The 22132-nt window shown below is 69.5% G+C and carries 24 protein-coding genes; 5 read left to right on the top strand and 19 right to left on the bottom strand.

What is annotated here, in order from left to right; genetic code table 11:
* Nucleotides 1-5: 5 nt before the first annotated feature.
* From AB0J78_RS29325 to AB0J78_RS29360, 8 genes are all read right to left on the bottom strand, one after another.
* Nucleotides 6-593, bottom strand: coding sequence for a YbaB/EbfC family nucleoid-associated protein (locus AB0J78_RS29325; protein WP_363794578.1), 588 nt, complete (start codon nt 591-593; stop codon nt 6-8).
* A 78-nt stretch (nt 594-671) separates the two neighbouring features.
* Entirely contained in the window at nt 672-1181 is a 510-nt protein-coding gene (locus tag AB0J78_RS29330; protein WP_363794580.1) for a type VII secretion target, read from the bottom strand.
* Nucleotides 1182-1204: 23 nt separating this feature from the next.
* On the bottom strand, nt 1205-1957 hold the full coding sequence (locus tag AB0J78_RS29335; RefSeq protein WP_363794582.1) for an ESX secretion-associated protein EspG: 753 nt from the start codon (nt 1955-1957) through the stop codon (nt 1205-1207).
* Nucleotides 1954-3498: a PPE domain-containing protein gene (locus tag AB0J78_RS29340; RefSeq protein ID WP_363794584.1), complete on the bottom strand. Its 1545-nt coding sequence runs from the start codon at nt 3496-3498 to the stop codon at nt 1954-1956. The genes AB0J78_RS29335 and AB0J78_RS29340 overlap by 4 nt, the downstream gene beginning before the upstream one ends.
* A 33-nt stretch (nt 3499-3531) precedes the next feature.
* Nucleotides 3532-3930 (bottom strand): hypothetical protein, encoded by a 399-nt coding sequence (locus tag AB0J78_RS29345; RefSeq protein ID WP_363794586.1) that lies wholly within the window; start codon nt 3928-3930, stop codon nt 3532-3534.
* Nucleotides 3931-4168: 238 nt separating this feature from the next.
* Nucleotides 4169-4753, bottom strand: a complete 585-nt coding sequence (locus AB0J78_RS29350) for a hypothetical protein (protein ID WP_363794588.1) — start codon at nt 4751-4753, stop codon at nt 4169-4171.
* Between the two features lie 134 nt (nt 4754-4887).
* Nucleotides 4888-5088, bottom strand: coding sequence for a DUF397 domain-containing protein (locus AB0J78_RS29355; RefSeq protein WP_363794590.1), 201 nt, complete (start codon nt 5086-5088; stop codon nt 4888-4890).
* A gap of 25 nt (nt 5089-5113) precedes the next feature.
* Entirely contained in the window at nt 5114-5983 is an 870-nt protein-coding gene (locus tag AB0J78_RS29360; RefSeq protein ID WP_363794591.1) for a helix-turn-helix transcriptional regulator, read from the bottom strand.
* 182 nt (nt 5984-6165) lie between these two features.
* On the opposite strand from AB0J78_RS29360, the gene AB0J78_RS29365 reads away from it, so the two are divergent.
* From AB0J78_RS29365 to AB0J78_RS29375, 3 genes are all read left to right on the top strand, one after another.
* On the top strand, nt 6166-6414 hold the full coding sequence (locus AB0J78_RS29365; protein WP_363794593.1) for a zinc finger protein: 249 nt from the start codon (nt 6166-6168) through the stop codon (nt 6412-6414).
* Between the two features lie 179 nt (nt 6415-6593).
* Entirely contained in the window at nt 6594-7340 is a 747-nt protein-coding gene (locus AB0J78_RS29370) for a hypothetical protein (protein ID WP_363794595.1), read from the top strand.
* A gap of 116 nt (nt 7341-7456) precedes the next feature.
* Entirely contained in the window at nt 7457-8479 is a 1023-nt protein-coding gene (locus tag AB0J78_RS29375; protein ID WP_363794597.1) for an acyl-CoA dehydrogenase family protein, read from the top strand.
* Here the strand turns inward: AB0J78_RS29375 and AB0J78_RS29380 are convergent.
* Complete coding sequence (locus tag AB0J78_RS29380; RefSeq protein WP_363794599.1) at nt 8454-10052, bottom strand: FadD3 family acyl-CoA ligase; 1599 nt, start codon at nt 10050-10052, stop codon at nt 8454-8456. The genes AB0J78_RS29375 and AB0J78_RS29380 overlap by 26 nt on opposite strands.
* Nucleotides 10053-10474: 422 nt before the next feature.
* On the opposite strand from AB0J78_RS29380, the gene AB0J78_RS29385 reads away from it, so the two are divergent.
* Entirely contained in the window at nt 10475-11806 is a 1332-nt protein-coding gene (locus AB0J78_RS29385; protein ID WP_363794601.1) for an MFS transporter, read from the top strand.
* Nucleotides 11807-11810: 4 nt separating this feature from the next.
* Here AB0J78_RS29385 and AB0J78_RS29390 read toward each other — a convergent pair whose 3' ends face one another.
* From AB0J78_RS29390 to AB0J78_RS29400, 3 genes are all read right to left on the bottom strand, one after another.
* Nucleotides 11811-11981 (bottom strand): hypothetical protein, encoded by a 171-nt coding sequence (locus AB0J78_RS29390; RefSeq protein ID WP_363794603.1) that lies wholly within the window; start codon nt 11979-11981, stop codon nt 11811-11813.
* A 293-nt stretch (nt 11982-12274) separates the two neighbouring features.
* Nucleotides 12275-12883, bottom strand: a complete 609-nt coding sequence (locus AB0J78_RS29395; protein WP_363794605.1) for a hypothetical protein — start codon at nt 12881-12883, stop codon at nt 12275-12277.
* A gap of 229 nt (nt 12884-13112) precedes the next feature.
* On the bottom strand, nt 13113-14723 hold the full coding sequence (locus AB0J78_RS29400) for a GTPase-associated protein 1-related protein (RefSeq protein WP_363794607.1): 1611 nt from the start codon (nt 14721-14723) through the stop codon (nt 13113-13115).
* Between the two features lie 131 nt (nt 14724-14854).
* On the opposite strand from AB0J78_RS29400, the gene AB0J78_RS29405 reads away from it, so the two are divergent.
* A complete protein-coding gene (locus AB0J78_RS29405) occupies nt 14855-15478 on the top strand; it encodes a maleylpyruvate isomerase N-terminal domain-containing protein (RefSeq protein ID WP_363794609.1) in 624 nt (207 codons plus the stop codon).
* Nucleotide 15479: 1 nt separating this feature from the next.
* On the opposite strand, the gene AB0J78_RS29410 is transcribed toward AB0J78_RS29405, so the two are convergent.
* The 7 genes from AB0J78_RS29410 to AB0J78_RS29440 all read right to left on the bottom strand — a co-directional run bounded on the left by AB0J78_RS29410 (nt 15480) and on the right by AB0J78_RS29440 (nt 22056).
* Nucleotides 15480-16421: a heme o synthase gene (locus AB0J78_RS29410; protein ID WP_363794611.1), complete on the bottom strand. Its 942-nt coding sequence runs from the start codon at nt 16419-16421 to the stop codon at nt 15480-15482.
* Nucleotides 16418-16807 carry a DUF3817 domain-containing protein gene (locus tag AB0J78_RS29415; protein ID WP_132674917.1) on the bottom strand — a complete coding sequence of 130 codons (390 nt, stop codon included), beginning with the start codon at nt 16805-16807 and terminating at the stop codon, nt 16418-16420. The genes AB0J78_RS29410 and AB0J78_RS29415 overlap by 4 nt, the downstream gene beginning before the upstream one ends.
* Before the next feature lie 166 nt (nt 16808-16973).
* Nucleotides 16974-18023, bottom strand: a complete 1050-nt coding sequence (locus AB0J78_RS29420) for an LLM class flavin-dependent oxidoreductase (protein ID WP_363794613.1) — start codon at nt 18021-18023, stop codon at nt 16974-16976.
* A 138-nt stretch (nt 18024-18161) separates the two neighbouring features.
* A complete protein-coding gene (locus AB0J78_RS29425; RefSeq protein ID WP_363794615.1) occupies nt 18162-19466 on the bottom strand; it encodes a lysine N(6)-hydroxylase/L-ornithine N(5)-oxygenase family protein in 1305 nt (434 codons plus the stop codon).
* A gap of 90 nt (nt 19467-19556) precedes the next feature.
* Nucleotides 19557-20384 carry a siderophore-interacting protein gene (locus AB0J78_RS29430; protein ID WP_363794617.1) on the bottom strand — a complete coding sequence of 276 codons (828 nt, stop codon included), beginning with the start codon at nt 20382-20384 and terminating at the stop codon, nt 19557-19559.
* 98 nt (nt 20385-20482) lie between these two features.
* Entirely contained in the window at nt 20483-21868 is a 1386-nt protein-coding gene (locus AB0J78_RS29435) for a DHA2 family efflux MFS transporter permease subunit (RefSeq protein WP_363794619.1), read from the bottom strand.
* On the bottom strand, nt 21868-22056 hold the full coding sequence (locus AB0J78_RS29440; protein WP_093424246.1) for an MbtH family protein: 189 nt from the start codon (nt 22054-22056) through the stop codon (nt 21868-21870). Before AB0J78_RS29440 ends, AB0J78_RS29435 begins: the two co-directional genes overlap by 1 nt.
* Nucleotides 22057-22132: the final 76 nt, after the last annotated feature.

Raw genomic sequence — 22132 nt, forward strand, 5'->3', positions numbered from 1 at the left:
AGAACTCAGTCGCGAAGCGGATCGAAGTCCGGGCCGAACTCGTCGTCGTCCTCGTCTTCGAAGCGCGGTCGCTTCGACGGCGCCGGAGGTGCCGTCGGTGCTGCCGGGGCGGCTGGCGGGGCCGGGGTTTCGTCCTCCTCGGCGGGGGCGTCCCACTTCGAGGAGGTCTCCGGCTCGGACTCCTCCTCCGGCTGCTCCGGGAACCGCTCGCGCAGGTTGTCCAGCATCATCGAGCGGGTCTGCTGGTCCTCGTCGCCGAGGGTCGCGGCCATCGTCTCGCCGACCTTGCTCGCGATGTCGGCCTGCGCGCGGTGCATCGTCGACAGGATCTGCGCGGCGAGCTCGTTCGGCGCCATCGAGCGGACCTTGTCGGTGAACTCCAGGTTCGTGACGCTGCCGTCGGCGCGCACCGTCACCTTGATGCGACCGTCAGGACTGCTGGCCGACAGCCGCAGCTGCTCGGTCTGCGCCTGAACCTCCTGGTACCGCTGGGCTTTTTCGGCGAAACCCTGCGCCCACTGCTGGATACGACGCTCCGCCTCGTCGGGGTCGGCCCCGGCGACAGCGAATCCTCCCGAGCTCTGGCCCGTCATCGCACAACCTCCGTCGAAATCTCAAAGTCCGTGATGTTCGGCGTGAACCGATCCCAAATCCGAAACAGCTGCGACCTGTCAGGCCGGTGTGCCGGGCTCGGTCGGTCGGAGGGGTTCCTCCCGCGGTTCGCTCCGCATCACCGGCGAGACGGCCTGCTGCTGCGGGGAGACGCCCTGCTGCATCGGCTCCGCCAGCGGCGTGCCCTGCTGCTGCGGCGTACCGCCGCCGCTGTCGACGGCCGGGACTCCGCGCAGCGCCACGGCCGACTGCTTCACCTTGACGGCCTCGTCGAACTTCTTCAGCTCGTCGGAGTTGGCGTCGTCGGTCTCCTGGTAGTCCTTGGCGGAGGAGCGCACGTTGTCGGCCGTGACGGTGATGCCCTCCTTGGCCGCCTTCAGCGCGTTGATCCCCTCCTCCTCCATCGGGTTGACGATGGGCGGGAGGAACGAGCACAGCAGCCCGTAGGCCTCGTCGGACATGCTCACGGTCTCGGCCGCCGAGAGCGCGGTGTCCACCCGGTCGGTCAGCGCTTCCAGGTGGCTGGCGTGCGCGGTCAGATCCTCGGCCTGGACCTTGAACGACGTCATGGTTTCCCCATTTCTCCGGTTCGTCAGGCGACTGAGGCCACGACGTCGGCGAGGCGGTGCTCGATCTTCTTGTTGTCGGCCGGGGTGATGCTGAGCCAGGAGCCCTGGCTGACCATCAGGTAGCGGCCTTGGTGGGTGTCGAACCAGGTCACGAGGGTTGTGGAGCGACGTGTTCCGCGTGAAACACCGAACTGCCCGCCTGCTCGGCGGTTGTTGGCGAGTTCGAGCACGGTCGCCGCGTCCTGCGGTGACAGCCCGGCCTTGACCAGCGCGACGTCTTCTTCCACGTCACCGCCGAAGGGGTCGTCGTCGTCCTCTTCGAGGGCTTTCGACAACGCTTCGGCCGGAACCGAGATCGCCCGCTGCAAGCCCGCTTCGCCCGGCGGCAGCACGCCGACGGCGGACAGGGCCAACGCGGTGGGGCGGATCTCGGTCAGCCGCAGTTCGTCGCCCACCAGCTGCGCGAGAACTCCGCTGCGTCGTGCGACGGCGGCGAGGGCGCGAATGGGCCGGTCGCGGTGCCCGATGACGTCCACCGACGTGTCGTGGTCGACCAACAACCGCAGCAGGTCCGCGAGCCTCGGGTCGAGGTCGCGCTCGTTGGCGAGTCCGCGACCCGCCAGCGAGCGGAAGGTCTCGGCGGTGAGTTCCGCCCGTTCCCTCGTGGTGGCACCGAGGCTCGGAACCTCGAGCGGGTACGGAATCTTCCCGAGCCCGAGTTCGGCCCAGACCAGGTCGAATTCGGCCGCGGAGAGCACGAAGTCCGGGTTCGTCATTCCTCGCTCTTTTTCTTCTTCTTGCCCTCGCCGATGACCGGCGGCGGGAGGTCCTTGCCCGGAACCTCGACGACGGGGCCGCCTTCGACGTACTTGGCCTTGCGCGCCTCGTCCTCGCTGCCCTGACCGCCGCGGTTGCCCATCGCACCGCCGCCCATCATGCCGCCGGCACCGCCGGCCGAGGTTTGTCCCGGAGTGCCCCCGCCGCCCTGGACCGGGCCGGCTCCGCCGTGGTCACCGGCGGGCGACCCACCGATGCCGGACGTGCCACCGGGCGTGATGCTGCTGCCGGCTGCACCTCCGGACGGCATCGGCGGCGGTGTCGCGCCCAGACCACCCGCGCCGCCGGAGGACCCGCCGGCGGCCTTCGTCTGGCTGATCGGCGGGATATCGCCGTCCGGGCCGTTGGTGTTGGGGATCGGGGGGATCTGCCCGCCCCACTTCCGGTTGCCGTCGCGGTCGTTCGGCTTGCCGGGACGTCGCCCGCCCGGACCGAAGGCCTGCCCGTCCGGTCCCTGGTGCGGCCGCAGCTTCTGGGTCTTCTCGGTCTGGCCGTCGCCGCCCTGGAACGGGGTCGCGTTCTGCGCGGTGGTGTTCTTGGGCTTGTGGTCCTCCAGCGACGGCGGTTTCGCAGGATTGACCGGATTCGCCCGGATCGTCGGTGAATCCATCGAGTTCGGGCCGCCGATCTTCGGGATCTGCATCTTCTTCGTCGGCGCGTTGGCCCCGGCGGGGCCGGTCTGCGCCGCCAACGGCATTCCGTCCGGCCCGACCCCAGCGGGTCCGGTCTGCGCGGCCAGCGGCGGAGCCGCCGGTTGCTGAGCGACCGGTGCCGATGCGGGCCTGGTCATCTTCTGAGTCGCCTCGGCGCCCCCACCCGCGGACTGCTGCTGGGTCGGCGCTTCGCCCGGCCCGTTGGCCTCCGTCGCGGCGAGCGACTGGACCGTCTTGCGGGGTTTCAGCTCCTCGATGGGGTCCGGCGGGGGTGTGAAGCGCGGCGTGTCACCGTCGATGACGCGGGAGGACTCCTCCATGCGCGTCATCACCCGCACGGCCTGCTCGTGCGCGCTGGAGGAACGCTCCTGGTTGGCGCGCAGGTCTCCCATCGCCTTGGTGAAGGACTCCAGGTCACCGGTGGCGAAGGTCAGCGCTGCGATGGTGTGGATCTCCTTGCCGCCCTTGACCGGCTCGGGCATCTCGGCCTTCGCGGTCTCCATGACGCGGCCCTGCTCCGAGACGCGATCCGCCAGCGCACCGGCGGATTCGCCGGCGTCGCGGCTCCAGTTCGCCAGCTTCTCGATCGCCGATCGGGCGGCGTCCGCGGCTTCCCCCTGCCAGCCCGATTCGGTGGCGCGGAGTTGCTCGGACATCCGGTCGGCGGACTCGGCCATCGCGCGGCTCAGCTTGGTCCACTCGTCGGCGAGCTGACCGACGCGACCGGGATCGTTCTCGATGTGCACGGCGTCGTAGAGCTCGCGGTGGCTGCGCGATGCCCAGTTCTGCGTCTCCACCAACGCGAGGTCGGGTGAGTCCTGCGGCATGTTCTCTTCTCCTCGGCCTGGATGCCAGGCGGATCAGATGAGCTTCTGGAAGGAGTCCGCGACGCGCTGGTCGGTCTCCCGGTAGGTGCGCATGGCGCTCTCGATCGCGTCGCGCGCGTCCACGAGGACGTCCCGGTAGCGCGTCAGGACCGCGACCAGCGAGCGCTCGCCACCCTCGGCTCTACCGGCGAACTTCTCCGCCATCGCCGTGCCCACCGGGTTCTGCCCCAGCGGCGCCTGGCGGGCGAGGTCGCGCGCTTGCGACAACCAGGAGTCGACGGAGTTCAAGCGCTCGTCCAGGGCGGAGCGGATCGACTCACCCGCCTCCGGATCCAGCTTCAGGTCCAACGACTCGACCGCATCGCGCATGGCCGCCACCGAAGCCGTCGATTCGGCGAGCGACTGAGACGCCTGCTCGTCAGGCTTGTTCATCTCTCCCCCGAAAAACAAGGACAACGGCCCCTATCGGATGGCCGATCACCAACATCCCCCACAGCACAACACTTACCAGATGACGTGAGCAGCGGGTCGTGCTGGACGCATCGTGATCACTTGTTTACCTCAGCGCCGAAAAGTGTGATGAGAAAGACGACCCGCGGAAGCAACCATGCCGCTACGGCACGATTCCTCCGGCGCTCCGGCAGAATTCAATTCCACAATGGATGAGGGTTCAGTTCGGGGCCTTCGGGATGAACCGCAGGCGCTGGCTCATGTCGGCCACGTCGGCCTGGAGCTTGCCGAGATCGCGCTGCACCAACCCGACCTGGCCTTCCATGTCGCCGACGTTCCCGCTGGTCCCGGCCACGTTTCGGTTCATCTCGTCCATGCGCCCGGAGATGCTGCGGAGTTCGGCGCTCATCTGCTGGATGCTCACCGACACCGAGGGAAGCCCGGCGGTGTCGCCCTGCAACATCGCGATGGTTCGCCCCAGGCTTTCGATCTGGCCGTTGAGGGCGCTGACGCTGCGCGCCATGTCCGGAAACGGTCCCATCAAGCCGCGCATCGCGACGATGTTCTCGTCGAGCTTCGCCGTCTCGGATTCGAGCGATTCGAGACTCCCCAACGCGGCCAACTGCTGATTGGTGCGCGTGAGATTCGAGGTGACCGAATCCAACTGCTCGTGCATCCGGGAGAAGTTGTACTGCAGCAGCCCCATCGTGACCAGGTAGACGACCGCGCCACCGGCCAGCAGGCCCTTGGAGATTCGCAGTCCGCCGGACTCGCTCTTCCGGTCCGAACCCGCCAGGTCACTCATGGTCACGCTCTCCCTCGCAGGCGCACTCCAGATCGCCTGCCAGGCTAGCCACGATCCGGATCGGCGTGACCTCGACGAAGTCACATCTGGCGAACGACTCGGCCCCCGCCGCGCAGGGCAGGGGCCGAGCGAACTCAACCGTCCAGTTCGCCGGCCTTCACCGCGACGAGGAATTCCGCGAACCGCTCCTTGGAGAACGCTAAAGCGGCCTGCTCAGGAGCTTTCGAGTCACGAACACCGCTGACGTGCGGCAGGTTCTGCGCCAGCTCGACGCACTGCCCCTGCTCGCGGCTGCGCTTCGCCTTCTGCCACACGGCACCCTTGAGAACGTCCATTGCCTGCTTCTCCCATACTGCTGCTTCACAGGGACGAAGCAAGGCTATCCATGAACTCCACGGACTCCTCCGGAGCAAGGGCAACGTCTCGCAGGCGCGAGAACACCTTCACGTAGTGCTCGATGTCGGTCGGACGCTCCAGCCAGACCGCTCCGCGCTGGTTCTCCACGTACACGGCGTCCATGTCGTCGAAGCCCTCCGGAAAGCGCAGCATCGAGAACGAGCTGCCTCCACCGGGATAGGCACCGACGCTGAACGGCACGATCTGAACGGTCACGTTGGGGCGCTGAGCAGCTTCAACCAGGTAGCGCAGCTGACCGCGCATCACGGCGGCACCGCCGACCATCCGGCGCATCGCAGCCTCGTCGTGAACGACGTGCAGGCGAGTGGGATTCTTCGCGCAGTTGACCCGTTCCTGCCGAGCCTGCCTCAGTTCGACCGCTCGTTTCGTGTCCCCCGGCTCGCGGTCGGGAAGCAGTTCGAAGAACGCCTCGGCGTACTCCGGGGTCTGCAGCAACCCGTCGACTTCGGTTGCGGAGTAGTTCCACAGCTCGTCGGCGTCGGATTCCAGGCCGACGAACTTCTCGAACCACTCCGGCATGGTGTCGGAGTACATCGCCCACCAGCCGCGTTCGTTGGACTCCTCGGCCTGGCGGACGAGGTTGTCCGACAGCGGAGCCTCCACGCCGTAGAACTGGCAGAGCAGGCGCACGTTGCGCGGCAGGATGACCTGCTTGCCGCCTTCGATCCTGTTGATCGTGGTGACGGTCAGGCCCGCGTACTTGGAGGTGTCGGCGACCTTCTTGCCCGCCTGTTCGCGCAGTTGACGGAGCTCGCGCCCGAGCTCGCGGCGTCGGAGGTTGGGTCCCGGCCCGTCCTCGTTCTCTTCGACCATCTCTCGCACTCCCTGGCTGCGCATCTGACTGTCGATCATCCTGCAACAGGAGTGCTCACATTGCGTTCACCCAGTTCGGTAATTGGCGCATGTGCACACATGCAATACCTTCGCTCATGTGGAGCTGATCTTGTGGCCCACGTCGCAACCAGCAGAGATCACCGCAGATGGAGGCGCCGCACATGGGCGAACCGCGATACCGGCCGCACCCGTTCAGCTGGGTCCCCGGGGACGGCCGACGACACGCGATAGGTGAAGCGCGGCCTCCCGGCGGCTGGCCGGACGACGCCGAGATCACCGCCCTCTGCGGCGACGACATCCACGCTGACGACTCGACCTTCGCCTGGTTCTGGCCGACCTGCGCCGACTGCAACGTCGCGGCCCACCGCCTCGCCGACGTTCCCATGCCCACGAACCCGAAATCCTCCTGACCTCGCGAAGACCAGGCTCGGCGTCGACGCGCCCCCGACACGACGCCGGGCCCGCCGGGCCGGGCGGTGCCGCCACCTCCCCGCGCACCGCCCGGCCCCCCATTCCCCCGCCGTTGTCGGGGTCCGGGGTCACACTGGGTTCGATCGGACAACAGGAGCTGGATCGAGGGGGAACAGCGATGCCGACGGAGACCACCGAGATCGCGGACGGTGTGCACCGGATTTCGACCTACGTGGAGCCGCCCGGCCTCGTGTTCAACCAGTTCCTGCTGAACGCGGACGAACCGCTGCTGTTCCACACCGGGATGCGCGGCTTGTTCCCGGAGGTGTCGGCCGCGGTGCAGCGAATCGTGCCGTTGTCCCGGTTGCGATGGGTGGCCTTCGGACATCTGGAGGCCGACGAGTGCGGGTCGATGAACGAGTGGCTGCACGCCGCCCCGTCCTCGCAGATCGCGCACGGGACCCTCGGCTGCCGACTGTCGATCAACGACATGGCCGACCGACCGCCGCGGCAGCTCTCGCACGACGAGGTGGTGGACCTCGGCGGCAAGCGCGTCCGGCGCATCGAAACACCGCACGTACCGCACGGATGGGACGCCGGTCTGCTGTTCGAGGAGGTGACCGGGACCCTGTTCTGCGGCGATCTGTTCACCGCGCTCGGCCGCACCACCGCGCTCACCGAAGCCGACATCGTCGGACCGGCGCTGAGCGCTGAGGACAACTTCGGCGCCACCTGCCTGACTCCCTCGACGGCACCGACCATCCGCTCCCTCGCGAACCTGCAGCCCACCACGCTCGGCCTGATGCACGGTCCCGCCCACACGGGCGACTGCGAACGAGCGCTCAACGACCTCGCCGACTCCTTCGACGAACGCCTGAGAACCGCAGGGGTGCGCATGGCCGAACCACGCCTCCCCGGCGAGTGATGCCGGCTTCAGCTGGTTGAGGCCGCGCGAAACCGACCACCCGCGGGAGCTCGGCGTCACCGCCAGGTGGCCAAGCCCCGTCGTGCCGGTCGTGGGGACTCGGGGAAACTGGGGTGATGACTCAGGAGTCGCCCGCGTTGCAGGATGCTCGGCAGATCGCCGAGGACGTGCTCTTCCCCGCCGCGCTGGAGGTCGACGCCGCCGAGCGGGTCCCCGGCAGCCACCTGGACCTGCTCGCCGAGCGCGGCTTCTACGGACTCGCGGCATCGCAGGACCTGGCCACCCTCGACGTCGGCGATTTCCCGTCGGTGCTGCGGCTCATCGAGGTCCTCGCGAGCGGCTGCCTGACCACGACGTTCGTCTGGATCCAGCACCACGGCGTGCTCAGCGCCGCCGAGAACACCAAGAACCGCAACCTGCGCGAGAACTACCTGTCCGACCTGCTCGCGGGCAAGCGCCGGGGTGGGATCGCGCTGGCCTCGGCGCTGCGGACGGGTCCGGCGCCGCTGCGCGCCTCGCCGGTCGTCGGCGGATACCTGCTGGAGGGCACCGCGCCCTGGTTCACCGGCTGGGGCATGGTCGACTCGCTGCTGGTCGCCGGCCGCAACTCCGAGGACACGCTGATCTTCGCGATGCTCGACGTCGCGGAGACCGACACGCTGCACGCCGAACCGCTCGACCTGATGGCAGTGCGGGCCAGCGGCACCGTGACGCTGCGGTTCAACAGGCACTTCGTGCCGCGCGACCGGATCGCCTCGACCGTGCCGCAAGCCGAGTTCCTCAAGGGCGATTCCAGTTCCGTGCGGTTCAACGGCGCCCTCGCGCTCGGCGTGGCCGGGCGGGCGATCTCGCTGCTCGGCGACGACGCGGGCGGGCTTCCCGATGACCTCGACGCGACGCGGTCGAAGCTGGTCACGGCCTCCGACGAGGAGCTCTCCGAGGTGCGGGCGCAGGCGTCGGAGCTCGCGATGCGGGCGGCCTCGGCCGCTGCGGTCCACCACGGCAGCCGATCGGTGCTGCCGGGCAGTCACGCGCAGCGGCTGGTCCGGGAGGCCACGTTCCTGCTGCTGTTCGGCTCGCGGCCGTCGATCAGGTCAGCTCTGCTGAACCGGCTCACCGCTCCGCGAGAACCCGCTTGAGGATCTTGCCGGAGGCGTTGCGCGGGAGTTCACCGACGAACTCCACCGAGCGCGGCAGCTTGAAGTTCGCCAGCCGCTGCTTGCAGAACGCCAGCACCGACTCCTCGGTCAGCGAATCGTCACCGACCACGTACGCCTTGCCGACCTCGCCGAGGCGTTCGTGCGGCACCCCGATCACCGCCACGTCCCGCACCCCGTCCAGGTAGGCCAGGGCCTGCTCCACCTCGGCCGGGTAGACGTTGAAACCGCCGCAGACGTACATGTCCTTGAGGCGATCGGTGATCCGCAGGTAGCCGCTTTCGTCCAGGACACCGATGTCACCGGTGTGCAGCCTGCCGTCGTGGTCGATGGCGTGCGCCGTGGAGTTCGGGTCGTCGAGGTAGCCGCGCATCACGTTCGGGCCGCGCAGCACCACCTCGCCCGCCTGACCCGGGGCCATGTCGTCGCCGTCGGCGTCGACCACCGCCACCTCGAAATCGGCGGCGGCGCGACCGCAGGTGTGGGCGACGGTTTCGGCGTCGTCCCCGGGACGGCACATGGTGGCCACGACCGCCTCGGTCAGCCCGTAGGCGGTGAGCACCGTGTCGAAGCCCAGGTCGGAGCGCATGCGCTCGACCAGCGCGACCGGGACGGTCGCGGCACCGGTGACCGCCAGGCGCAGTCCCGGCAGCTCCCGGCCGCCGCGTTCCGGCGCGTGCAGCAAGGTCTGGAAGATCGTGGGTGCGGCGGCCAGGATCGAGATCCGCTCGGTGTCGATGACGTCGAGCATCGAGGCCGCGTCGAAGATCGCCTGCGGGACCATCGTCGTGCCCGTCAACAGGCACACCAGGATTCCGGCCTTGTAGCCGAAGCTGTGGGAGAACGGGTTGACCAGCAGGTACCGGTCGCCCTTGCGGACGTTGCCGCACTCGGCCCACGCCCTGGCCACGCCGAGGGTCTGGCGGTGCAGCGACATCACACCCTTGGCGCGACCGGTGGTTCCGGAGGTGAACAGCACGTCGGCGAGATCGTCCGCGGTGACCGCGTCGGCGCGGCGGTCGACCTCGGACATCGGCACCTTCGCGGCCAGTTCGCCGATCTCGTCCCACTCGTGCACACCGGGTCCCGCCGGGCACGCGGTGCCGACGGGGACGCGCAGGACCGCGCGCAGCTCCGGCAATCCGGCGACCACCTCGCCGGGACCCTCTCCGGCGGCCTCGTGGAGGTCCGCGAGCCGGTCCACGCCCAGGAACTCGTCGGCCACCACCAGCGCGCGAGCCTTGCTGCGGTGCAGCAGGTCCGCCGATTCCACACCCGTGAAGCGGGTGTTGACCGGGACGAGCGTCGCTCCCGCGCAGGAGGCGCCGAGGGCGGCCAGCACCCAGTGGTGGGTGTTCGGCGAGTTCAGGGCCACCCGGTCACCGGGTCGGACGCCGACGGCGGCGAACATCCGCGCCAGCTCCCGGACGCGCTCGGCGAGCTGACCGAAGGTCAGCCGGACCGGGCCGTCCACCAGCGCTTCGACCTCGCCGAAGCGTTCCGCCGCGTTCCGGACCGCAGCCGGAATCGACTCCACGCCCTGCGCACGAGCCATCTCGTCCTCCCGGGTCAGACACCGACGTCGCGAACCCGGGAGGGAGCCTACCCAAGCAAGCACCCGCTTGGTAGCCCCTCGGCGCCCGGCGGTTGCGGTCCGAACCAACCGTGGTCGACATCCCTTTTGCCCGGTCGGTTCGGACCAAAACCGCTCACGGGCAACGGACGCCGACAACGCGACCACTCCGCCGACGCCAACGCTCGGCCCAGCAGGCGTCCGCCGTTCGGAGCAGGTCGGGCACGGGGTGGTCACGAAGGAGCCACGGGACAAGCGGAGGGTTTGCCTTCCGCATACGCCGTGGCACGATTGCCGCCAATGACCCGGACAGGGCGGTTGCGGGCATACCTCACCAACTGGGTTCAACGCGGAACCCGTTGCTCGCAGGGGTTTTTCACGCCCTGGTGCATCGAGGAGTGACGATGAGCAGCGCCGCCATCGGTTCCGAGCAGATCCCGCCCACGCAGCCGCGAGAACTCCGGCGCGTGGTCACCTCCTCCGTCGTCGGCACCGCCCTGGAGTGGTACGACTTCTTCATCTACGGCTTCGCCGTCACGCTGGTGTTCAACAAGCTGTTCTTCCCCACCAGCGACCCCGCGGTCGGCACCATCGCCGGCTTCGCGACCTTCGGCGTCGGCTTCGCCATCCGGCCGCTCGGCGGCTTCCTGTTCGGACACCTCGGCGACCGCGTCGGCCGCCGGGCGACGCTGGTGCTCACCACGCTGGTCATGGGCGTGTCGACCGGGCTCATCGGCCTGCTGCCGACCTACGAGACGATCGGCGTGTGGGCCCCGGTCCTGCTCACGCTGCTGCGAGTCCTCCAGGGCCTGGGCGCGGGCGCGGAGTTCGGCGGCGCCTCGACGCTGCTGTGCGAGCACGCCCCGCCGCATCGGCGCGGCTACCTCAGCTCCTACGCCCAGACCGGCGTGCAGATCGGACTCCTGCTGGGAACCGTGTCGTTCCTGCTGGTGGAGAGCCTCGGCGACGAGGCCGTGCAGGCGTGGGCGTGGCGGGTGCCGTTCCTGCTCAGCTTCGTGATGATCGCGCTCTCGCTGTACGTGCGGCTGCGGGTCGCCGAATCCCCGGTCTTCGAGCGCATGTCCGCCGATCGCCGCACCATCAAGCTGCCGGTGTTCGAAGCGATGCGCCGCTACCCGCGCAACTTCCTGATCGGCATCGGCGCGCACATCTGCGACACCGCCGTGGTCTACATCTACGCCACCTTCAGCGTCGCCTACATCCAGGAGACGCTGGACCTGCCGCGCTGGGTCGGCCTCACCGGCGTGATCTCCTCGACGTTCGTGGTGATCGTGCTGCAACCGCTCTACGGCGCGCTGTCGGACCGGGTGGGCCGCAAACCGCTGAACCTGTTCAGCGTGATCTTCACCGGGTTGTTCGCGTTCCCGTTCTTCGCCCTGCTCGACACCCAGCAGCCCGCGTTGATCTGGCTCGCGCTGGTGGTCGCCGCCGGACTGGGCCTGGCTCCGATGATCGCGGTGCAACCGGCGTTCTACTCCGAGCTGTTCGGCGCCCGCGTGCGCTACACCGGGTTCGCCTCGTCCCGCGAGATCGGCGCGGCGCTCGGCGGCTTCTCGCCGCTGGTCGCCTCCGCGCTGGTCATCCAGGGCGGAGGCACGGGCTGGCTGGTAGCCGTGTGGATGATCGTCACCGCGCTCATCTCGCTGGTGGCGTTCGCGTACTCCCGTGAGACCAAGAACCTGGACATCACGGCGCCGGAGACCGTCCAGCGGTGAGCGGTCAGCTCGCCACCGCGGTCTCGTCGTTCTCGAGCGCTTCGGCCAGTTCCTCCGCGAAGGACGGCGCGGGCGAGAACTGCCACGTGGTGCCGGCCGGATCGCACAGCTCGCTGGCCAGCTCCTCGTAGATCGGCACGCTCTCCGCCGCCTCGGTCGACTGCTGCTCCCCCATTGCCGCATCCCCTCATGATCGTCAGCGGGCGAGTGTCCTCGTCCCTACGATGACGTGCCGGTCTCGGCACCAACCGGCTCGTCAAAGGTGCTGCTCCGTTGTGGAGATCCACGCGGGTACCCAAACACAGCGCCGGGTCCCACTGACAAGTTCGGCGGCCACATTTAACCCGACCGGGTGACGGCGGCCAACGCTGGCGTCGCTCATCGATAACGCAACCGCCACGAGGCCTCAAGTTCTCGGCGACGACGGGTGACCGAACAGCGGCTCCGCGCTTCGGCGGAGACGGACGGTCAGCGCTGCGACCAGGTACCGCCGCCCTGGACGTAATCCCACTCGCGGGCCCAGGCGTTCATCGCGATCCGGCGGGCGCCGGCCTGCACCGCACCGATCAGGGCGAAGCTCCCGATCTCCAGCACCACCAGCAGCAGGAGGGCGGCGAACACCGCCGAAGCCGTGATCGAGCCCTCGTCGGGCGGCGGCGGGACGCGGTAGCCCTCCTCGTCGACCCACACCTCGACGTTGTCGCCGACCTTCGCCGACGACGGCACCTGCACGCGGGAACGCTGGTCGTGCAGACCCGCCTGCCAGGCCACCTCCGCCGTGGAGCTGACCGCGTCCTGGCTGTAGACCTCGGAGACCGGGATGCTCAGCGAGGGCGGGGCGACGACCACCGCGCTCACCGGACGACTGGTGCGAGCCGCCTGCTCGGCGCGTTCGGAGAGGTCCCGATGCGTGGAATCGGCGACCATGCCCGACACCGGAACCGCGATCATCGCGACCATCAGCAGCATTAACGTGAGCCCGGCGGCGAGCCGGTCGATCGGCCGGCGCAACGGGTTCCGCCCGATGCCCAGCGCGTTGACCAGCCATGCCGCGTGCGCTTTGAGCGCCGCCCCCATGAGCGAACCTCCCGTGGAATCCCTTCGGCGCGGGCACCGGTGGTGATGCGGCGGTGGCCCTGCGCTATGACTACCCACGAGCAGTATCCCGCTCCGAACGTCGATCGTTATCGCACCGTGACCGGTCATACACTATCGATGCGATGAATGTCCGTTATTGACCCTCGGTGTCACGCTTTCGGCCGTACGGCAATCCTTTCCAGTGAGACTGCTGAACAGCTCCAGACACTCAACGACGTCGCTGCCACCACTTGCGAGGGGCGCGCTCGGGTTCGGCCGGGGTCCTGACGATCTCCTGCAACCACTCGTGCCAACCGGCGGCGTGATCCGCGGCCGAGACGCGCAGCAGCTTGCTGATCCGCCGGTGATCGGCACGCCTGCCACCGCGCGCCCAGCGCTCCAGCTCGCGGTCGTAGGCCGCGCGCACGTCGGCGCTCGCGGTGTCCGACCAGGCCAGCACGAACGCCAGCGCGACGGCGCGGTCCCGCCGGGACTCCTCGGCCCGCTCGTCGTTCCACACCGCGGGCAGCTCGCGCATCAACAGCCGCTGCAGGACCTGACCGGCCGACACGATCGCGCGCACCGCCGCGCGGGGTTCGGCGGCCAGCAGCGCCGTCACCACCTCGGGCAACCGCGCGCGCAGCACCCGCTCGGAGACGTCCTCCAACGAACCGGCCTCAGCGCCCCGGGAGAACCCGGCCACCCAGGAGCGCACCCGGCCGTCCTCGGACCACAGTTCGCGCTGGTCAGCGCACAGGTGGTGGCTCAGCACGCGCAGCAGGTCGAGGTGGCGGCCGGTCACCTTGGCCTTGCTCAGCACCGAGAACGCGCGCTGCGCGATCGACTCGGTGACGGCCGTGGCCGGCAGCGCGCCGATCAGCCGGTGCAGTTCGTCCACAGTGGGCGGTGCGGCGCTGAACAGCGCGGCCAGCACCGCCTCCGGGGTGTCGGGGAGATCGGGGTCGCGCAGCCGGTCGGCGAACAGGTCGACGATCTCGCGGCGGGCCTCGCCCTTGGCGCGCACCGCCGCCGAGATGACCGCGGCGTCCAGCGGCTCGAACGGGTCGGTGGCGATGTGCCGCAGCAGCGGCCACCAGTGCTCGTTCACGGCGGTGAGAACGACGTCGGAGTGCTTAAGCCGCTCGCCGAGGGTCTGCCGCAGCAACGCGACGAGCTCGTCGCCGCAGGGCCACGGCGCCGGGTCCAGCGAGGCTTCGGGGTGCGAGGCCCACCAGTCCACGAACCGCTCGGCGGCGAAGCGGTCCGGTGGCAGGTCGACGCCGAACCGGGTGGCCGTGCGTAACAGCAGGTCGACGCGGTCCGGGGCGACTTCGACGGCAGCCTCCGCCAGCAGCGACCGGGCTTCCTCGGCCTCGTCCGCGCCCCACGGGTGCGAGGTCAGCGGCACCGGTTCGGACACCTGCGCTCCGCTGACCAGGTCGGCGATCTCGCAGCGCAGCAGGGCTATCCGTGCGCGACCGGCGTGCTCGGCGGCCAGATCGGTGAGCACCTCGCGCGGCGGCTCGGCGGCCAGCACCGCCGACAGCACCGGCCCGCGCACGTCGGCGGGCGCCGAGTGCAACCAGGCCGCGACCAGCGCGCAGTCCTCGGTCGCCAGCGCCTCCCCGAGCACGATGACGCCCGCGGCCAGCCGGTCGGCAGGGCCGGCGTGCGGCTCTCCCCGGGTGCGTGCGAACTCGTCGGCCAGCTCGACGACGTTGACCGCCTCGACCGAATCCGGCGTCAGGACGCGCGGCACCCAGCGCCTGGCCGGGGCCTGAGGCGGTTCACCGGTACTCGGTGGTTCCGGCGAGTGCTCCGCCGGACTACCTCCGCTCATCGCACGCTCCTGCGTTTCGTCGTCGATCAACACCGGAACACCCGGAAAGATTATCCGCGTCAGCCGACATCTCGTGAGTGAATGGGTACCTGAGGCCGAAGAGAAGAGTCCTTCCAGCCGAACGGAGAAGCATGATCATCGACGCCCTGGACCAGACCTGGCAAGTGTGGGCGCGACTGGGCGAGGAGCTGACCGACGACGAGTGGACCCGCCCCACGCGGCTGCCGAGCTGGACGGTCAAGGACGTCTACACCCATTGCAGCCCGTTCCCGTCGGCGACCCTGGCGGGCGTCGAGGCACCGTCCCCCGACGCCCCGGTCAGCCACGACGACGCCGCCGACCTGCTGTCGTTCATGCAGCGCCCGGGAGGAGTGGCCGAGCAGACCGCGGAGCTGCTCAAGGAATCGGCGACCACCCGCTCGCGAACGATGTCCAGCGACGAGCTGGTCGCCCAGTTCGCGACCGTCGCCCCGCAGGCCATCGACCGGCTCCGGGAGACCGACCTGGAGAGGACCGTGCACTACGGCGGCTTCGCGGTGGTGCCCGCGCGCGAGGCGCTGCGGATCTTCGTGATGGAGGGCGTCGTGCACTACCTCGACATCGCCGCCGCCCTGGACCGCGAGCTGCCCGGCCCGATGGCCGGTGAGGCGCTGAAGGTGACGATCCGGCTGCTGGCCGAGACCGCCGATCCGGTCGCCCTCATCGACGCGGCGACCGGACGCAGCGACGCCCCGGTGTTCCCCGTGATGCGCTGAGTCAGCCGATCACGGGCGTCAGCGCCGCGTCCACCGCGATCGCCACGAACACCAGCGTCAGGTACGAGTTCGACAGGTGGAACAGCTTCATCGGGTTCAGCGCCAGGCCCTTGCGGGCGTTGTTGTGCAGGCGCTGCGCGACGACCAGGAAGATCACGCCCGAGATCCCGGCCAGGGCGATGTAGACCCAGCTGGTGATCGGGAACAGCAGCAGCGTGCACCCGACGGTGGCCCAGCTGTAGGCGAGGATGCGCGCCGAGACCTGCTTGGTGGTGGCCACCACCGGCAGCATCGGCACGCCCGCGCGGGCGTAGTCGTCCTTGTACTTCATCGCCAGCGACCAGAAGTGCGGCGGCGTCCACAGGAACACCACGCCGAACATCACGATCGCGGGCCACTCGACCTTGCCGGTCACCGCGGCCCAGCCGACCACGACGGGCATGCATCCCGCCGCACCGCCCCACACGATGTTCTGCGAGGTGCGGCGCTTGAGCACCAGCGTGTAGACGAAGACGTAGAACAGGATCGCGGCCGTCGACAGCGAGGCCGCCAGCAGGTTCGCCCCGAGCCACAGCACCAGGAACGACACGACGCCCAGCACGATGCCGAAGATCAGCGCGCTGCGGCGCGGCACCTCGTAGCGCACCAGCGGTCGCTTCTTGGTGCGGTCCATGACGGCGTCGATGTCGGAGTCCGCGACGCAGTTGAGCGCGTTGGCGCTCCCGGCGGACATGGCGCCGCCGATCAGCGTGACGACGACCAGCCACGGCGACGGGATGCCGCGCTGGGCGAGGAACATCGCGGGGATGGTCGTGACCAGCAGCAGCTCGATGACGCGCGGCTTGGTCAGCGCGAAGTACGCGCCGAGCACCGTGCGGCGGCGCACCGGCTTCTCCGGTGCGGGCTGCTCGGGCCGGTTCACTGACTCGGGGATGGCTGTCATGAGGCGGTTGTTTCCTCCGCGGTCTGCGGCTGCACGATCGGCTTGCCCGCCAACCGCAGCTCGTGCCAGCGCACGACCTTGCGCTCGGCGAAGAACGCGCCGAACGGGATGGTCCCGGCCAGCAGCACCAGCAGCATCCGGCCCATCGGGACCCGCAGCTGCGTCGTGGCCACGACCGCGACCAGCAGGTAGACCATGTAGAGCCAGCCGTGCGCGATGCCGATCGTGGTGACCCACGTCGTTCCGGTCTGCTGCGTCGCGGAACCTTCGGGCCACAAGCCGAGGAAGTGCCCGTACTTGAGCACCATGGCGGCGCACAAGAGGATCAGCAGCACGGCAGTGACGTACGCCATGATCCGGTAGAAGATCAGCACACCAGGCTTCACGCCAATCCCTCAATCCCGCGTCGTGCCCACACACCGGGCACCTAGCAACACCGGTGTCAATAGACCGTACGACACGCGCAACACGCGCCCGCTCGCGACCTCGGCCTAGAGTGGCCAGGCACACTCCATCCCGACCGGAACCACCTTCGACCTGGGAAGACCCGGGTCAGATCATCCGGTAGGACTTCGCGATCAGCTCGAACGAGCGCAGCTTGGTCTCCGCGTCCGGGAGGTTCGCGGTGAGCATGAGCTCGTCCGCGCCGGTGCGCTCGCGCAACTCCTCCAGCCCCGCCCGGACCGCGTCCGGGGTGCCGTGGACGGCGTCGGCCAGCCAGTGGTCGACGAACGCCCGGTCGAGCTCGGTGTAGGGGTAGTCGCGCGCCTGCTGCCGGGTGGGCTGCTTGCCGGGCACGCCCTGGCGCAGCTTGAGCATGCTCAGCGCGATCGGCCGGACGATGTCCAGCGCCTCCTCCTCGGTGTCGGCGGCGACGGCCTGCACGCCGATCATCGAGTACGGCTCGGCGAGGACCTCGGAGGGCTGGAAGGACTCGCGGTAGAGCTCCAGCGCGGGCAGCGTGTTCTGCGCGCTGAAGTGGTGGGCGAAGGCGAACGGCAGCCCCAGCGCCCCGGCCAGCTGCGCGCTGAAGCCGCTGGAGCCCAGCAGCCACACCGGCGGCAGCGGGCCGTGCGGCACCGACTGCACCTCGGCGTAGGGGTGGTCCAGCGGGAAGTCGTCGTCGAGGAAGGCGATCAGCTCCCCGAGCTGCTGCGGGAAGTCCTCCGCCGACAGCGGCCCCTCGGTGCGCCGCAGCGCCCGCGCCGTGGCCTGGTCGGTGCCGGGCGCCCGGCCGACCCCGAGGTCGATCCGGCCGGGGTGCAGCGCCTGCAGGGTCCCGAACTGCTCGGCGACCACCAGCGGCGCGTGGTTGGGCAGCATCACACCGCCGGAGCCGAGCCGCAGGGTCCGCGTGTGCGCGGCCAGGTGCGCGATCACCACCGCGGGCGAGGAGCTGGCGATCCCGGGCATGCCGTGGTGCTCCGCCACCCACATCCGGTGGTAGCCGAGCTCCTCGACCCGCTTGGCCAGCTCCGTGGTCCCCGCCAGTGCGTCCGACGGTGAGTCCTCCACCCCCACGGTCGCCAGGTCCAACACCGACAACGGCACCGAGGCCTCACCCTTGGCCGAACCCCGAATCTGATCTTCACTCGCACTCATCACGCCGTACAACCGCCGCACCCGCGACCTTGTTCCCACGCCGTGACCAGGGCCATTCGAATTTCGCGCGAAATTCGAGTCCGAAAGTTCGAGGTCGAATTTCGCGCGAAATTCGAACGACGCAGGCTGGGACGGGGTTCAGCTGCGGGTGAGGGCGTAGTCGTGGGTGGGGGTTTTGCGGCGGGCGACGATGGAGTCGCGGATCTCGCCGGCCCTGACGGCGCCGTTGGACAGCAGCGAGGACGTGATGCCGTGGGTATGCTCGGTGCCGCCCTGGAGGTAGACCGCGCCCGGCAGCTCGCCGGTGGTGCGGACGCGGTAGTCGCGCTCGACCTGCAACGAGCCCTGCTCGTCCCACTCGCAGTGCCGAGCCAGCTCGCCGAGCAGCGTGTAGGGGTCGCGCGGCCGGCAGCCGGTGGCGTAGACGAGCAGGTCCGCGTCGAGGACGCTGCGCTCCCCAGTGGGCTGGAACTCGACGGTCACCTTCGCCCCATCCGGGCAGGTGTCGACGTCGACGAGCCTGCTGGCGTTGAGGATCCGCAGCCGCTCGGCTCCGCGCACCTTCTCCTGGTAGGAGCGGGCGTAGAGCTCCTCGATCAGCTCCAGGTCGACCACCGAGTAGTTGGTGTTGCGGTGGTAGTCCATGAGCTTGGCGCGGACCTCGGGCGAGGACGCGTAGAAGTCGTCCACGGCCTGCGGGTCGAAGATCCGGTTGGCGAAGGGGCTGTCGTCGGCCGGGCTGTAGCCGTAGCGGCCGAACACCGCGCACACCTCGGCGTCGGCGAAGGTGCGGTGCAGGTAGTCGGTGACCTCGGCGGCGGACTGGCCCGCGCCGATCACCACGCAGCGCTTCGGCTGGTCGGTCAGCTCCGGAACCCGGTGCATCAGGTCGAGGTTGTGCCACACCCGCTCACCGAGTTCGGCACCCTCGGGCAAGGAGGCTTCCAGCCCCACGGCCATGACGATGTTGCGCGCCCGGTGCACGGCCAGCTGACCGCCGTGCCGGACGACGACCTCGAAGTGCTCGTCGACCGGCTGCACCTCGACGACCTCGGAGTCGTAGCGCACGACGTCGTCGAGCCGCCCGGCCGCCCACTGAAGGTAGTCGTGGTACTCGACCCGGGTGGGGAACAGGGTCTTGTGGTTGATGAAGTCGGCCAGCCGGTCCTTGGCGTGCAGGTAGGTCAGGAACGAGAAGTCGCTGGCCGGGTTGCGCATGGTGACCAGGTCCTTGAGGTAGGACACCTGCATCGTCGTGCCTTCGATCAGCATGCCCCGGTGCCATCCGAAGGACTCCTGACGCTCGAAGAACACCCCGTCGATGGGGTCGTCGCCCGCGGTCCGGTTGTGCTCCTCCAGCGCGATCGCCAGCGCCAGGTTGGACGGCCCGAAGCCGATCCCCAGCACGTCGTGGACTTTCTCTTGGTTCAGCGCCGCAGACACGTCGTCCCCTCGGTTCGCCGGTGCCCGATTCGCGGGCGACTGGATGTACCGGCGAACCCGCGGGGGTCAGGCCGGATTTCGCCGCGTCGGTCAGTCCCGATCGTGGTTGTGCTTGTCGTGGTACTCGGTTTCGGCCATGCCGTACTTCCAGTAACCGATGGCCAGCACGGACTTGCCGTCCATGCCTCGCTCGTCGCGCAGGTGCCGCCGGATGCCGCGCACCACGCCGGACTCCCCCGCCACCCAGGCGGAGACGTCGACGTCGGCGGGCACGTCCAGCCCCTGGACGGCGTTGATCAGCTGCTGCGACAGGCCCGCGGGGCGGCCGTCGCGGTGCAGCCAGGTCCACCGCAGGTCCGGCGGGCACTGCACGTGCTGCCGGTCAGCGGCGGTGTCGACCTCGACGAGCACGTGGCCGCGCGCGGTGGGCGGCAGCGATTCGACGATGCTGGAGATCGCCGGCATGGCGGTCTCGTCGCCGGCCAGCAGGTACCAGTCGGCGGCCCGGCAGGTCTTGCCGCCGGGGCCCATCACACCGAGGCGGTCACCGGGCCGGGCGTTGCGGGCCCAGTTGGAGGCCACCCCGTGCTCGCCGTGCATGACGAAGTCGATGTCGAGCTCGCCGCGCGTCTCGTCGTAGCGGCGGACGGTGTAGGTGCGCATGGTCGGCCGGACTTCCGGCTCCGGCCAGGTGTACCGGCCGGTCTCGGGGTCCAGTCGCGGGAGGACCGGGCGGTCCTGACCCCGTCGCGGCACGAAGACCTTGATGTTGGGTCCGGTGTGCTGGTCGAGAAAGCCGGACAGCTCCTCGCCCCCAAGGGTCACCCGACGCATCGACGGGCTCAGCTCGGCTGTGCGCAGGACCTCGAGGTCACGTGCCGGGGGCCGGTCGCGCCGAAGTCGATCCGCAGTACCCATCGACCATGCGATCCTTTCCGCTCCACCAACGATCATCCAGTTAAGGCTAGCCTAACCATATAACGGACGATTGTCTTCCCCTCGGTGGCCCAGATCTCTCAGCGCCCCGCCGGGGCCGGTTCCCGTTGCAGCACCACGGATTCCGTCACGCGCAGGGCGAGCAGAACACCGATGATCGCGAACCCGGCGGAGGTCAACATCGCCAAGTGGTAGGAACCCAGTCCGGGTCCGGAGGCCGCCAGAACGCTGGCCGTGATGGCCACGCCGAGCGCCGAACCCACCTGCCGCTGCACGTTGAACAGCGTCGACGCACCACCGGTGTCGGTCTTGTCGATGGTCGTGAACGCGACCACCTGCAGCTCGGCCGTGGCCGCCCCGACGAAGAAGCCGGAGGCGAGTTGGACGAACGCGGCCATCCACACGTCGTGCGGGCCGATGAGGTTCATCGCCGCGAAGGACAGCGCCGCGCCGAACATCGCCACCGCGATCAGCAGTCGCGGCCCGAACCTGCGGTGCGCCCAGGCGACCAGCTGCGAGGCGATCATCAGCCCCACCGCCTTCGGCAGCGTCACCAGGCCCGTCTCCCACGCCGATGCGCCCAGCTCCACCTGGTACATCAAGGTGAAGCCGTAGAGCGTGCCGAGGAATCCGACCAGGCAGGTGAACAGGATCAGGCTGGCCCTGCGGAAGTGGTCGTCGGCGAACAGCCGCAGGTCCAGCATCGGGTGCTCGGTGCGCAGCTGGGATCGCACCAGCAGGCCCAGCAGGACGAGCCCGGCGGCACCGGCCAGCCAGCTCAACGTCGCCGAGGCGCCGGTGGCGATGCCCTCCAGGCTGAAGACCACCAGCCCGAGACCCGGTGCGGCCAGCGCGAATCCGCGCAGGTCGAAGCGCTTGTCCGGTGCCTCCACGTGTTCCCGCAGCAGCAGCGCGCCGAAGACGAGCGCGGCGATGCCGACGGGCAGGTTGACGAAGAAGCCCCAGCGCCAGGTGAGGTGCTCGACGAAGAAACCGCCCAGCACCGGTCCGAGCGCGGGCGCCACCGCCGTGGGCAGCAGCAGGACCCGCGACAACCGGATCCGCTCGGCCGGCGGGTAGGCGCGGAACAGCAAGGTCAGCGCGACCGGGCTCATCACACCGCCACCGGCGCCCTGCAGGATGCGGGCCAGCGTCAGCTGCAGCAGGTCGCCCGACAGCCCGCACAGCGCGGAGGCGAGCACGAAAACGCCGAAGGCGGACAGGAAGACGCGCTTCGTGCCGTACCGGTCGCCGAGCCAGCCCGACACCGGGATGCACACCGCGAGGCTGACCAGGTAGCCGACGTTGACCGAGGACGCCGAGCTCGCCGACACCGAGAAGTCCTCGACCAGCGCGGGCAGCGCGACGTTGACGATGGTGGCGTCCATGCCGTTCATGAACATCGCCGCGACGTAGCAGACGCAGACCGCGATCTGCGGGTTCACCCCGCGCAACGCGGTGGCCATCAGCGGGCGGGCCGCATGTCGGTCCAGTGCACCTCGATGTGGTCGACACAGGACTGCCGGTCGGTCGGGCCGTGCGCGACGGTCCATCCGGCGGGCACCTCGATCGCGGCCGGCCACAGCGAGTACTGGTCCTGATCGTTGATCAGGGCGTAGTACTGCGCGTCCGGGTCCTCGAACGGGTTCGTCATCGTCTTGCTCCTCCTCGGTCCACCGATCACTCGACCTCCCCGAACTCCGCCCGGCGAGCCCCGCCGGGCGGAACGT

Source organism: Saccharopolyspora sp. NPDC049426 (assembly GCF_040676935.1).
Classification (GTDB): Bacteria; Actinomycetota; Actinomycetes; order Mycobacteriales; family Pseudonocardiaceae; genus Saccharopolyspora.